Origin of the sequence: Microbacterium sp. APC 3901 (assembly GCF_030407765.1) — a bacterium.
Taxonomy (GTDB): domain Bacteria; phylum Actinomycetota; class Actinomycetes; order Actinomycetales; family Microbacteriaceae; genus Microbacterium.
In genome coordinates this window covers 24054-36671 of record NZ_JASDCU010000011.1, presented here as the reverse complement: position 1 = coordinate 36671, position 12618 = coordinate 24054, and the positions used below count along the sequence as shown (strand labels likewise).

At 68.2% G+C, this 12618-nt stretch carries 12 protein-coding genes; 5 read left to right on the top strand and 7 right to left on the bottom strand.

Annotated elements, in window-relative coordinates; all coding sequences use genetic code 11:
* Nucleotides 1–13 precede the first annotated feature (13 nt).
* The gene (locus tag QMA07_RS11440) at nucleotides 14–700 is read right to left on the bottom strand and encodes a MerR family transcriptional regulator (RefSeq protein WP_290161947.1); all 687 of its coding nucleotides are present in this window, start codon (nucleotides 698–700) and stop codon (nucleotides 14–16) included.
* Complete coding sequence (locus tag QMA07_RS11435) at nucleotides 700–1185, bottom strand: FHA domain-containing protein (RefSeq protein ID WP_140037456.1); 486 nt, start codon at nucleotides 1183–1185, stop codon at nucleotides 700–702. The genes QMA07_RS11440 and QMA07_RS11435 overlap by 1 nt, the downstream gene beginning before the upstream one ends.
* Nucleotides 1186–1284: 99 nt before the next feature.
* Here QMA07_RS11435 and QMA07_RS11430 point away from each other — a divergent pair, with 99 nt between their 5' ends.
* Together QMA07_RS11430 and lpdA are read left to right on the top strand one after the other, a co-directional pair.
* Nucleotides 1285–1944 carry a copper resistance CopC family protein gene (locus QMA07_RS11430; protein WP_290161944.1) on the top strand — a complete coding sequence of 220 codons (660 nt, stop codon included), beginning with the start codon at nucleotides 1285–1287 and terminating at the stop codon, nucleotides 1942–1944.
* A 9-nt stretch (nucleotides 1945–1953) separates the two neighbouring features.
* Nucleotides 1954–3351, top strand: a complete 1398-nt coding sequence (gene lpdA, locus QMA07_RS11425; protein ID WP_053096802.1) for a dihydrolipoyl dehydrogenase — start codon at nucleotides 1954–1956, stop codon at nucleotides 3349–3351.
* A 56-nt stretch (nucleotides 3352–3407) separates the two neighbouring features.
* Here lpdA and QMA07_RS11420 read toward each other — a convergent pair whose 3' ends face one another.
* The 5 genes from QMA07_RS11420 to QMA07_RS11400 are packed head-to-tail and all read right to left on the bottom strand — an operon-like array spanning nucleotide 3408 to nucleotide 6687.
* Nucleotides 3408–4127, bottom strand: a complete 720-nt coding sequence (locus tag QMA07_RS11420; RefSeq protein ID WP_290161943.1) for a methyltransferase domain-containing protein — start codon at nucleotides 4125–4127, stop codon at nucleotides 3408–3410.
* Nucleotides 4124–5278, bottom strand: coding sequence for a type III polyketide synthase (locus QMA07_RS11415; RefSeq protein ID WP_290161942.1), 1155 nt, complete (start codon nucleotides 5276–5278; stop codon nucleotides 4124–4126). Before QMA07_RS11415 ends, QMA07_RS11420 begins: the two co-directional genes overlap by 4 nt.
* 54 nt (nucleotides 5279–5332) lie before the next feature.
* A complete protein-coding gene (locus QMA07_RS11410) occupies nucleotides 5333–5977 on the bottom strand; it encodes a CYTH domain-containing protein (RefSeq protein WP_290161940.1) in 645 nt (214 codons plus the stop codon).
* Nucleotides 5970–6182, bottom strand: coding sequence for a response regulator (locus QMA07_RS11405; protein WP_290161938.1), 213 nt, complete (start codon nucleotides 6180–6182; stop codon nucleotides 5970–5972). Before QMA07_RS11405 ends, QMA07_RS11410 begins: the two co-directional genes overlap by 8 nt.
* A gap of 34 nt (nucleotides 6183–6216) precedes the next feature.
* Complete coding sequence (locus QMA07_RS11400) at nucleotides 6217–6687, bottom strand: A24 family peptidase (RefSeq protein WP_290161936.1); 471 nt, start codon at nucleotides 6685–6687, stop codon at nucleotides 6217–6219.
* A 132-nt stretch (nucleotides 6688–6819) separates the two neighbouring features.
* On the opposite strand from QMA07_RS11400, the gene QMA07_RS11395 reads away from it, so the two are divergent.
* From QMA07_RS11395 to QMA07_RS11385, 3 genes are read left to right on the top strand one after another with little or no spacing between them, the layout of a single operon-like run.
* Nucleotides 6820–7617 carry a hypothetical protein gene (locus QMA07_RS11395; protein WP_290161934.1) on the top strand — a complete coding sequence of 266 codons (798 nt, stop codon included), beginning with the start codon at nucleotides 6820–6822 and terminating at the stop codon, nucleotides 7615–7617.
* Nucleotides 7614–9155: a DNA polymerase Y family protein gene (locus QMA07_RS11390; protein ID WP_290161932.1), complete on the top strand. Its 1542-nt coding sequence runs from the start codon at nucleotides 7614–7616 to the stop codon at nucleotides 9153–9155. The genes QMA07_RS11395 and QMA07_RS11390 overlap by 4 nt, the downstream gene beginning before the upstream one ends.
* Nucleotides 9155–12616, top strand: a complete 3462-nt coding sequence (locus tag QMA07_RS11385) for an error-prone DNA polymerase (RefSeq protein ID WP_290161930.1) — start codon at nucleotides 9155–9157, stop codon at nucleotides 12614–12616. Before QMA07_RS11390 ends, QMA07_RS11385 begins: the two co-directional genes overlap by 1 nt.
* The last annotated feature ends 2 nt before the right edge of the window (nucleotides 12617–12618 follow it).

Below are 12618 nucleotides of genomic sequence, written 5' to 3'. Positions count from 1 at the left end.
CGCAATCAGTTCGTTACGAAAGCAACCTGGTGAGTGCGTCCTTGACGAAGAGCGAGCGCACTTCGTCGATCTTCGCGGCGAGGTTGGGCGCCATGTCACTCGCCTTCGCACGCGACGCGGCGTCTGTGCGACGGAGCAGCGACGACATGGCGGACTCGATCAGCGCGACCTCGCGCTCAGCGCCCTGCCGCAGCGATCGCAGGTGGCGTGGTTCGATGCCGTGACGGTCGAGCGCGACCAGGCCGCGCAGCAGGGTGACGGTCGACTCGGGGTAGCTCTCCTGGGCGACGATGACACCGGTGCTGATCGCATCGTTGAGAAGCTGCGGGCCAGCCCCGGCTGCCGACAGCAGCTCACCGCGGCGGTAGCGACGAGGTGCCGGCGCGATGGACGGCGGCGGCGCGAGCGCGGCGGAGTCGCCGTTCGCCTCAGCGTCGTCGAGCTGCTCTCGGATGATGCTGAGAGGGAGGTAGTGGTCGCGCTGCAGTGTGAGACCGAGGCGCAGTCGCTCGATGTCAGCCTGAGAGAACTTGCGATAGCCCGACTCCGTGCGTGACGGGCTGACGATCCCCTGCACCTCCAGGAAGCGGAGCTTGCTGGAGGTGAGCTCCGGGAACTCCGGCGTGAGCCGAGCGAGCACCTGACCGATGCTCAGAAGGCCCGCGGACGCCGAGCGTTCGCGGGCGGGAGAAGCCGCCATCAGTCGATCGCCGCGACGCGATCGACGGGAGAGACGAAGAAGTTCAACCGGAACTTGCCGACGCGAAGCTCGGTGCCGTCGACCAGTGCGCTGCGGTCGACCCGCTCGCCGTTGACGTACGTGCCGTTGAGCGAGCGCTGGTCGATGATCTCGAACGTCGAGCCGTTGCGAGTCACCTCTGCATGGCGGCGCGAGACGGTCACGTCGTCGAAGAAGATGTCGGCCTCGGGGTGGCGACCCACGGTCGTCACATCGGTGTCGAGCAGGTAGCGGGCCCCCGCAAGAGCTCCGGAGCGCACCAGAAGCAGTGCGGAACCGGAGGGGAGGGCAGCGATGGCGCCCTGCTCCACGTCGGTGAGCTCCACGCCGAAAGGCACGAAGGAGAGGTCCGAGTCGTGCCCGAACGTCTGCGTCACGTCGTGCCTCTGCTCGCCGGGACGGTGGATCGCGGCGTCTCCGCCCGATCGATTCTGGCTGTCTGTCACTATGCCCTCCTAAGCGTCCAGACTAACTGATCCGACGCCCCTCGCGGGAGCTCGCTTCACACTCAGGCATCGCATACCGACACTTCATAAGCTGAGGATGTGAAAACCACAGCCCGCCGCCTCCCCGCAGCTCCGGTCGCACTCGCCGCAGCCCTTCTGACCGCGTTCCTGGTGCTTTTCGCGCCTCTCTCCGCCTCAGCCCACGACAGCCTGCTCGCATCCTCCCCCGAGGCCGACAGCACCGTCGACACCCTCCCTGCCGAGCTGACGCTCACCTTCAGCGCGAAGCTGATCGACGAGACCGGCGCGACCGAGGTGGTCGTGACGGATCCCGCGGGCAACTCCGTCGCCGAGGGCGCCGCCACCGTGGAGGGCGCGATCGTGACGCAGCAGCTCGCCACGGAGGCCCCCGCCGGCGTCTACACCGTGACCTGGAAGGTCGTGTCCAGCGACGGCCACCCGACCTCCAACAAGTTCGACTTCACGGTCGCGAACAGTTCCGAGGTCGCCCCGACAGCAGAACCGAGCGCCGACCCCACCGACACCGCCACGGCCGCGCCCTCTCCTGTTGCGACCGCAGACCCCGGTAGCGACGCCACGCCCGCGCCCACGAATGACGATTCGTCCGCCTCCGCGGCTCTGATCTGGGTGCTCGCGATCGCCGGAGTGCTCGTGATCGCCGGCATCGTCGTCTGGCTCGTGGCCCGCAGTCGCCGTGCCCCGGATTCCACCGATTCCGACGCCCCATCAGAGCGATAGGCTTAAGGCATGCCACACTACGATGTCGTCATCCTCGGTGCAGGTCCTGGCGGATACGTCGCTGCGGTTCGCAGCGCGCAGCTCGGTCTGTCCACCGCCATCATCGAAGAGAAGTACTGGGGCGGTGTGTGCCTCAACGTGGGCTGCATCCCCTCCAAGGCTCTCCTGAAGAACGCGGAGCTCGCGCACACGCTCAACCACAAGGCCGACTTCTTCGGCATCTCGGGTGAGTTCACGATCGACTACGGCAAGGCGTTCGACCGCAGCCGCGTCGTCGCCGACGGCCGCGTCAAGGGCATCCACTTCCTGATGAAGAAGAACAAGGTGACCGAGTACGACGGTCGCGGCACCTTCACGGGTCCGAAGGCGATCTCTGTCGCAAAGTCCGACGGCTCGACCGAAGAGGTCACCTTCGACAACGCGATCATCGCGACCGGCTCGAAGGTCCGACTGCTGCCGGGCGTGCAGCTCAGTGACAACGTCGTGACCTACGAGGAGCAGATCCTCAGCCGTGAGCTCCCGAAGTCGATCGTCATTGTCGGAGCCGGCGCCATCGGCATGGAATTCGCCTATGTGATGACCAACTACGGCGTCAAGGTCACGATCATCGAGTTCCTCGACCGCGCGCTTCCCAACGAGGATGCCGATGTGTCGAAGGAGATCGCGAAGCAGTACAAGAACTACGGCGTCGACATCCTCACCTCCACCAAGGTCGAGTCCGTGGTCGACAACGGCTCCTCCGTGACCGTGTCGTACACCGGCAAGGACGGGCAGCAGAGCTCGATCGAGGCCGACAAGGTGCTCATGTCGGTCGGCTTCGCTCCCAACATCGAGGGCTTCGGCCTCGAGGCCACCGGCGTCAAGCTCACCGAGCGCGGCGCGATCGACATCGACGACCACATGCGCACCAACGTCGAGGGCATCTACGCGATCGGAGACGTGACCGCCAAGCTGCAGCTCGCCCACGTCGCCGAGGCACAGGGCGTCGTCGCTGCCGAGACCATCGGCGGAGCAGAGACCCAGACGCTCGGCGACTACCGCATGATGCCTCGTGCGACGTTCTGCTCGCCGCAGGTCGCCTCGTTCGGCCTCACCGAGCAGCAGGCGAAGGACGAGGGGCGCGAGATCAAGGTCGCGACCTTCCCGTTCATGGCCAACGGCAAGGCGCACGGTCTGGGCGAGCCGGTCGGATTCGTCAAGCTGATCGCCGACGCCGAGCACCTCGAGCTCATCGGCGCCCACATGATCGGTCCGGACGTCTCCGAGCTTCTGCCCGAGCTGACGCTGGCCCAGAAGTGGGACCTCACCGCTCTCGAACTGGCGCGCAACGTGCACACCCACCCGACGCTGTCGGAGGCGCTGCAGGAGGGCTTCCACGGCCTCGCAGGTCACATGATCAACTTCTGATCAGACGATCGGTTCTCGAAGGCCCGATACGCTCACGCGTGTCGGGCCTTCGTGCGTCATGACGCCGACTCGGGCTCTCGGCGCAGTTCCAGCCGTGAGGGCAGGCCGAAGCGCACGGTCCACCCCGACGGCACGAGAGAGGCCAGTTCTCTCCGCGTATACGAGCGACGGATGCTGATGAGGCCGTCCTCCCGGATGAACGAGCCGCGGAACAGAGTGCCCGACAAGGCCCAGGTCGCGGCGTCGTACAGCGCATAGGCGACTCGAGTGCGGGCGATGTCCCGGTGCACCACGATTCCGCCGACGCCGACGAGCGCCGCGGAGTCGTGCAGCAGGCCGTCGAGCTCCGCCCCCGTGAGGTGATGCAGCAGGTGATTCGAGAAGACCACGTCGAACTGCTCCCCCTCCGCCACGAGCTCTGCCGCGAAGGCGCAGCGATATCGGATGCCGGCTCCGTCGTCGTGATCCGCAGCCCAGCGGATCGCCCGCTCGTCGGCATCGAGCGCCGTGATCTCGGCATCCAGCCCGGCTCGCCGCAAGCGCGCCGCGATCATCCGGCACACATCTCCGCCACCCGCACCGATGTCCAGGATGCGGAGGGGACCGCGGCGGGCGCGCGGCAGGATCTCGCGGCGATGGAGCAGCCCGGGGCGCGAGACGAGCGCGTTCACGAGACGGAAGCGCCTGTACGTCTGCTCCAGCATCCCGATGTCGGCATCCGGATCGTCCATGAGCTCGCGCGCCTCTGTGGCACGCATCGACAGGTCGTGTCTCACGAGACGCCGGTGGTGACCGTCATCAGCGCACTCTCGGCGGTCAGACCCGGGCCGAACGCCATGGCGGCGACCCGAGACCCCTCGGTCGCGCCGTCGTCGAGGATCCGCTTGATCACGAAGAGCACCGTCGCGCTCGACATGTTGCCGTTCTCGCGCAGCGTCTCCCGCGCCGGGTGCAACTGCGCGTCGCTCAACTGCAGTCGCTCCTGCACGCGGTCGAGGATGCTGCGTCCGCCAGGGTGGATCGCCCAGTGCTCCACGCGCTCCCCCACTCGCCCCTCGTCGAATGCGGCCGCGAGTTCGCCCTCGCGGGCGTAGAGCGGACGGACGGCGCCGATGATGGTCTCGCCGATGATCTGCGGCACCTTGGTCGACAGGATCATCTCGAAACCGTGGTCGCCGATGGTCCAGGCCATGTCCTTCTCACCCTCGGCGGCGATCGCCGTGTGGAAGCCGTCGAGACGGACGGCCGGCACGGGCGTCGCGAGGTCGCGCGCGGTGACGATTCCCGCGGCCGCGCCATCCGCGAAGAGCGAGTTGGCGACGATGAGATCAGGGTCCTCCGACGAGCGGAGGTGCACGGTGCACAGCTCGACGCTGACCACGAGTACCACCGCGGTGGGATCGGCCGCGCAGAACTGGCTCGCCGCTCGAAGCGCGGGCAGTGAGGCGTAACACCCCATGAACCCGAGGTGATAGCGCTGCACGCTGTCGGAGAGGCCCAGCCCCCGCACGATCTCGTACTCGGGGCCGGGCGCATGGAACCCCGTGCACGATGCCGTGATGACGTGCGTGACGTCGGCGGCGACGATGTCAGGGTCCGCGTCCAGAGCGCTGCGCGCCACCTCGACGAAGAGACGCGAGGCCTCCCGTATGTAGACGTCGTTGCGCGCAGCCGTTCCCGGAGACTGCAGCAGGCCGGACTCCCGATCGAAGAAGAGCGCCTCATCGGTGCTCGTCGTTGGCGAGAGCTCCTCGATGACGGTGTGACGGGTGTCGATTCCGGATCCGTTGAAGGATGCTCCGATGATCCGCTGCGCGAGGCGCCCGACGTCGGGCTGCGAGGCGAAGATGTCGCGCACCTCATGCTGCTCGATGACGGTGTCTGGAACGATCGTCCGCAGCGAGCGGAGTACGGCGGAGCGGGTCATGTCTGTCACTCAAGCATGACCCCGCGTCTGCGGGGAAGGGGCTTGCGCGGGGAGTCAGAAACCCAGAGCGCGGGCGAGCTTGGAGCCGGATGACGCATCGCGACCCCCGACGGCGAAGATCACCGTCTCCACTGCCTCGAACAGTGCGGCTCGCCCCGTCGCATCGGCGGGAGCAGCGGGCCCGAGCTCGAACTCCCACTCGCGCCATTCACGCTGCACGTCGTGTCTGAGGTCGGTCGCGCGAACGCGATCGTCGACGAACTCGGCGACCACTCCGGCGGCTCCGGTGAGCAGAAACGCCGTCCGGGAGTTCTCGATCCGGGCGAGGGGAGTCAGCGGTCCCGTCGCCCATCGCGAGACGGTCGCGGTCACCGCATCCGGGATCCTGTCGTCATCACCCAGCGGCCATCCGATCTCGAGGCGGCCGTCGCCCTCACGCGGTCCCTTGATATGCCAACCGGCATCGGGGCCGCCCGTGCGGCGGCGAAGAGCAACCCCCGAGCGGGAGAGCTCGGCGTCTGCGGTGTCGAAGTAGCGTGCGTCGAGTTCGCGCACCTCACCGGACGACACGGCATCCACTCCGGGAATCCCCGCCCACGCCGGAAGCGGAGTGGCGTCGTCGACGTCGTACTTGCGCTCGACCTCGACGACCCTGGAGGGTTCGGAGCCGGACTGCGGAGCGTGGTGGTGCTCAGTCATCCGATGGGTTGATCTCCTCGAGGGCTTCGTCGTACCAGTAGTCGATCTCGGTGGGACCGTCGGTGTCTCCGGTGTTCTGCGCGTCGCCGCGCCGGTTGTACACCACCTGGGTCTCGCTGTAGGGGACGATCAGTTTGTCGTCCGCGTCGCCGAGAGGAATGATCTGCCCGTCCAGCGGGCCGCCGTGAAGTCGTGCGAGTGCCATGTGCTCACCCTATCCCCGTCACCGCGGATGAGGCTCATCGCATGACGATGCCGAGCAGCGCGCCCAGGACCATCCACGGCCCGAAGGCGATGCGTGTCGAGCCGTCCGCCCTGCGGAGCATCATCAGCGACACGGCGAACAGCGCCCCCAGGACGAAGGCCGATGCTGCTCCCACGGCGAGCGCCTGCCAGCTGTGCCACCCGAGGACCAGGCCGATGAGGGCGGCGAGCTTGACGTCGCCTCCGCCCATGCCCTCGCGGCTGAGCAGACGGAGCGCCGCATAGAAGCCGCCGAGGATCAGCATCCCTCCTGCGGCTCTGATCATCGCAGTGCTCTCACCCGTGACGATGGCGTCGACGCCCCCGAGGACGACGAGTGCCGCGAGGGTGGGGAGCACGATCCGGTTCGGCAGTCGATGGGTGCCGATGTCGATGACGACGAGTCGGCAGGCGATCACGAACAGCGCGAGATGGACGGTCACGACGGCCACGGTGCGGAGATCCATGCCCGAAGGCTAGGAGAAGGCGGATGCCGGCGAGGACGGCGTGTGGATAACCTCCCACCCCGATGTCGGAGGTTCGAACTATCGTCATCTACTCCAGTTGCTTTATTAGTACATATCTTCGAGGATGGGTTCATGGGGATCGGGCTCGATGCGGTGACCGCGCTCTCTCCGGCTGGCGACTCCCGCGCCGGAGAAGTTCTTCGGCTGCGCCGGGAGATCAGCCGCATGCAGCGCCGACGCAGCGAGCATCCGCTGCTCCCCCTCGACCCCGCCTTCGCCTCCCTGCTCCCCGAAGAGGGGCTGCAGACGGGAGCGACTTACACCGTCTCGCCCTCGCCCAGCCTCGTCCTCGCGCTGCTCGCTGCGGCGTCGCGCAAGGGCCACTGGTGCGCGGTGGTGGGCATGCCCACCCTGGGCGTCGAAGCCGCAGCGGCGTTCGGAATCGAGCTGCCCCGACTGATCCTCGTCCCCGAGCCGGGAGACCGCTGGCTCGCCGTGACCTCTGCGCTCGCTGAGGTGGTTCCGCTGATCGCCGTACAGCCGGGAGGCCGGGCACGCGATGCTGATGTGTCACGACTGAGCGCACGCCTGCGAGACCGCGGGAGCACCCTGCTGATCACCGAGTCGGCAGCGTCCGGCGCCTGGCCGCAGAGCGAGGGTTCCATCCGACTGCACGACCAGCACTGGCTCGGCGTCGGTGAGGGGTGGGGACTGATCGAAGGTTCCACGGCGACGGTGTCGGCCCGCACGCGGCACAGTCCGCTGTCGTCGAGCGTGCGTGTACGCCTTCCCGGCGCCCACGGCGCGGTCGAAGAGCTGCCCGCCGAGCACATCGCCGTCGAGACCATGGCTGAGATGACGACGCTGCCCGGTCTGCGCGGCGGCGAGTCCGCTCCGCACGAGTACCCGCGCCTGGCGGTGGCCGGATGACCGCTGCTCCGCTGCGGGTCCTCGTCCTGTGGCTTCCCGATTGGCCGTTGCGCGCCGCCCTGGGCGGGCCACCGCCTCATCCTCCGACGGCGCTGGTGCATGCGAACACCGTCGTCGCATGCACCGCTTCGGCGAGGAAGCACGGCGTGCGTGCCGGCCAGCGCCGCCGTGTCGCTCAGGGGCACATCTCATCGCTGCGCGTGCTGCCGCACGACGCCGCCCGAGACGAGAGAGCCTTCCTTCCGGTGCTGCAGCTCATCGAGAAGCACGCCCCCGGCGCCGCGCTGCTGCGCCCAGGACTCGCGGCGGTGCGTGCACGGGGCATCTCCCGCTACCACGACGGCGAGGCCGAAGCGGGGCAGGCCCTCATCGACGTCCTCACCGAGGCGGGCTTCCCCGAGGTGCGCGTCGGCATCGCCGATGGCCCCTTCACGGCAGAGCTCGCCGCCAGAGGAAACGCCCCGTGCACCGTCGTGCCCGCCGGTCTCGCGAAGGACTTCCTCGCCCCGCTCCCCGTGGGGGTGCTGCGAGACGAACAGCTCACCGGTCTGCTCGTCCGGCTCGGCGTGCGCACGCTCGGCGACTTCGCCGCCCTCGACGAGATCGAGGTGCGCGATCGCTTCGGCGAGCGCGGCGCCCGCCTGCACTCCCTCGCCGCCGGCGCCGATTCCCGCGCCGTGGTGGCACGACCGCCCGACCCCGAACTCGTGCGCTCAGTCGAGTTCGAACCGCCGCTCGCGGGAGCCGATCAGGTGGCCTTCGCAGTGCGGCAGACGGCCGATGCGGTCATGCTCGCTCTCGGCGAAGCCTCGGTGGTGTGCACAGAGGTCCGCATCGACCTGATCGACGACGACGGCAAGGTGTTCTCCCGCCCCTGGCTCCATCCGACCTGCTTCGATGCCGCTGACCTCGTCGACCGGGTGCGCTGGCAGCTCGAGGCGCTGGGAGCGGAGTCTGCGAAGGAGCCGATCGATGAGGCTCGCGCGTTCGGCGGAATAGCACTGGCGCGCATCATCCCCGTGGCAGTCGATGATGCCGCACATCACCAGCCCGGACTCTTCGGGTCGGGCACGGATGAGCGTCTGCACCACGCGATCTCCCGCGTGCAGACGATGCTCGGCCACGAGGGCGTCGTCACCGCCGCCCTCTCCGGCGGGCGCTGGCTCGCCGATCGACAGGTGCTCACTCCGTGGGGCGAACGCGCCGTCGCCCCCAGAGATCCCGGGCACCCCTGGCCGGGAAGCCTTCCTGATCCTCTTCCCGCCGAGGTGTTCCGTCCGCCTCGCCCCATCGGAGTGCTCTCCCCCGACGGCGAGACCGTCCTCGTCGACGACCGCGGGTCTCTCTCGGCGGTGCCCGCTCGTATCGACGGCGACGATGTGCAGGCCTGGGCGGGCCCGTGGCCGATCCATGAACGCCGATGGGAAGCCTCCGGCGGCAAGAAGGGGCATCGCCTGCAGATCATCGACGACCATGATCGGGCCTGGCTCGTCTTCTGCACCGGAGATCGCTGGTGGGCCGAGGGGAGGTACCGCTGATGGGCTGGCACAATCCTCCCCTGTCCTGGAACGAACTGGAGCGCACTCTCAGCGGCGAGGAATCGCCCTACCCGACCGGAGGCATGCCACCCGGCAGCCGGCCGGACCCAGGGCCCGTCAGCACCAAGCGCAAGCGGAATCCCCCGACCTCCGTACATCGGCCTGAGGATGCCGTCCCCTATGCCGAGCTACACGCGCATTCGTCGTACTCGTTCCTCGACGGCGCCTCCTCACCGGAGGACCTGCTCGCCGAGGCCGAGCGCCTGGGGCTCACCGCGCTGGCACTCACCGACCACGACGGCTTCTACGGGGCGGCCCGCTTCGCCGAGGTCGCAGAGCTGATGGATGTGAGTGTCCAGACTGTGTACGGTGCCGAGCTCTCGCTCGGTCTCGACGCACCGCAGCGGGGCACCCCCGACCCCGTCGGCGACCATCTTCTGGTGCTCGCCGACGGCCTGGAGGGCTATCACCGTCTCTCCGGAGCCATGACGGCTGCTCACCTGCGCGGCGGAGAGAAGGGCCGCCCCGTGTACGACCTCGATGAGCTGGCGGCCACCGCCGACGGGCACTGGACGATCCTCACCGGATGCCGCAAGGGCGGTGTCCGTCGTGGGCTCGAAGCCGGAGACGCACAGACGCCGCTGCGCCGCCTGGTCGATCTGTTCGGCCAGGATCACGTCGCCGTCGAGCTCTTCGACCACGGCGACCCGCAGGACACCCGTCGCAACGACGCTCTCGCCGATCTCGCCAGACGGATGCGGCTGCCGGTGGTGGCGACGAACAACGTGCACTATGCCGCTCCCGAACGCGCATCACTCGCCGAGGCGGTCGCCGCTGTGCGTGCCGTGCGCAGCATGGACGAGCTCGACGGCTGGCTGCCGACCCACGGAGGAGCACATCTGCGCAGCGGTGCAGAGATGTCGGCGCGCTTCCGGCGCCACCCCGGCGCGATCTCCTACGGTCTCGAGCTCGCCGCAGCGTCGGCCTTCTCTCTCCGCCGAGCGCGACCGGCCTTGCCGAAGCAGGAGGTGCCGGACGGCCACACCCCCATGAGCTGGCTGCGCCACCTGGTGTGGGAGGCCGTGCCGACGAAGTATCCGCACCTCGATGCCGACGGCCACCGCCGGATCGGGCGCGAGCTCGACGTCATCGAAGAGAAGGACTTCCCCGGCTACTTCCTCATCGTGCACGGCATCGTCACAGAGGCGCGCCGTCGCGGCATCCTGTGTCAGGGACGTGGTTCCGCCGCGGCGAGCGCCGTCTGCTATCTGCTCGGCATCACCGCCGTCGACCCGATCCTCTACCGTCTGCCCTTCGAGCGGTTCCTTGCGACGACCCGTCAGGAAGAGCCCGACATCGATGTGGACTTCGACTCCGATCGCCGGGAGGAGATCATCCAGTGGGTCTACCGCGAGTACGGAAGAGAGCGCGCGGCACAGGTGGCGAACGTCATCCAGTACCGTCCGAAGAACGCGGTGCGCGACATGGCGAGGGCTCTCGGCTTCTCCCCCGGGCAGCAGGACGCCTGGTCCAGGCAGGTCGACGGGTGGAGCACCGGTCTCGAGGTGGCTGACGAGCATGACATCCCCGCGAACGTGCTCGAGTACGCGGGCGAGCTCCTGAAGGCTCCGCGGCACCTCGGCATCCACTCGGGTGGCATGGTGCTCACGGCACGCCCCGTCGGCGAGGTCGTCCCCGTCGAGCATGCTCGCATGGAGAACCGCACCGTGATCCAGTGGGACAAAGACGACGCCGCGTGGATGGGGCTGGTGAAGTTCGACCTCCTCGGGCTCGGCATGCTGGCAGCGCTCCAGCACTGCTTCGATCTCATCGACGACGCCACGGGTGAGCGATGGACGCTCGAGACTCTTCCGAAAGAAGAGCCAGCCGTCTACGACATGCTCTGCCGCGCTGATTCGATAGGGGTGTTCCAGGTCGAATCCCGCGCTCAGATCGGCCTGCTCCCCCGCCTGCAGCCACGCGCGTTCTACGACCTCGCCATCCAGATCGCGCTCATCCGCCCCGGGCCCATCCAGGGCGGCGCCGTGCATCCGTTCGTCCGCCGAAAGATGGCCAAGGATGCGCTCGACGAAGAGAACCGCGCCAGAGCCGCTCGTGGAGAAGAACCCGTGGTGCTCGATATCCCGTATCCGCATGATGACCTCCGGCCGATCCTCGAGCGGACGCTGGGCATCCCGATCTTCCAGGAGCAGCTGATCCAGATGGCGACGGCCATCGGCGACTGCACCGCCGACGAGGCCGATCTGCTCAGACGTGCGATGGGATCCAAGCGCGGGCTCGAGAAGATCGAGAAGGTGCGCGACAAGCTCTACGCGGGCATGTCCAGGCGCGGGCTCTCCGCCGAGCAGTCGGATCGCATCTACGCGCAGATCCAGGCGTTCTCGAACTTCGGATTCGCGGAGTCGCACTCGTTGTCCTTCGCGCTCCTCGTCTATGCGAGCTCCTGGCTCAAGCTGCACTATCCGGCGGCGTTCCTCGCCGGACTGCTCCGGTCGCAGCCGATGGGCTTCTACTCCGCCTCGACGCTCACCGCAGATGCTCGCCGACATGGCGTGGAGGTGCGCCGACCCGATCTGCACGCCTCAGGCGTCACCGAGACCCTCGAGCCTCTCGAGGGCGCACCGCTGCGGATGCCGACAGGGCTGGACGCGTGCGGCGATCCGCTGCAGCCTCGAGTGCCGCGCTTCGACCGGTCCCAGCCCGACGAGTCGGCGGCGCACCGCAGGGACGGCGCCTATGCGGTGCGCATGGGGCTCAGCGGCGTGCGCGGCATCGGCACACCGCTGGCGGAGAGGATCGTCGCCGAACGCGAGGCCGCCGGTCCGTTCCGTGATCTGAACGACCTGGTGAGGCGTACAGACGCCACCGCCGCACAACTCGAGTCCCTGGCGACCGCCGGCGCATTCGAGTGCCTCGGGCTGCAGCGCAGAGAGGCAATCTGGCTGTCCGGGGCAGCCGCCGAGGGTCGTTCACGGTTCCTTCCCGGCACGGCGATCGCCGTGCAACCGCCGCTGTTCAGTGATCAGTCCAGCTACGAACGACTCTCCGCGGACCTCTGGGCGACCGGCGTCTCGACCGACGACCATCCGATGGCGCACTTCCGCGGACTCCTGCGCGAGCGAGGCGTGCTCACCTCCTCCGATCTTCAGAGCCATGAGACCGGCAGGCGCATCGAGGTCGCGGGCCTCGTGACTCACCGTCAGCGTCCGGCGACCGCAGCAGGTGTCACCTTCTTGAACCTCGAAGACGAGAACGGCCTCGTCAACGTCATCTGCTCGACGGGGGTGTGGGGTCGTTATCATCGTGTGGCGCGGGATTCTCCTGCTCTGATCATCCGCGGCATTCTCGAGCGCTCAGCAGAGGGGGTCGTGAACGTCCTCGCGGACGCATTCGAAGACCTCCGCACCGGAGTGACGCATCGATCGAGGGACTTCCGCTGAGC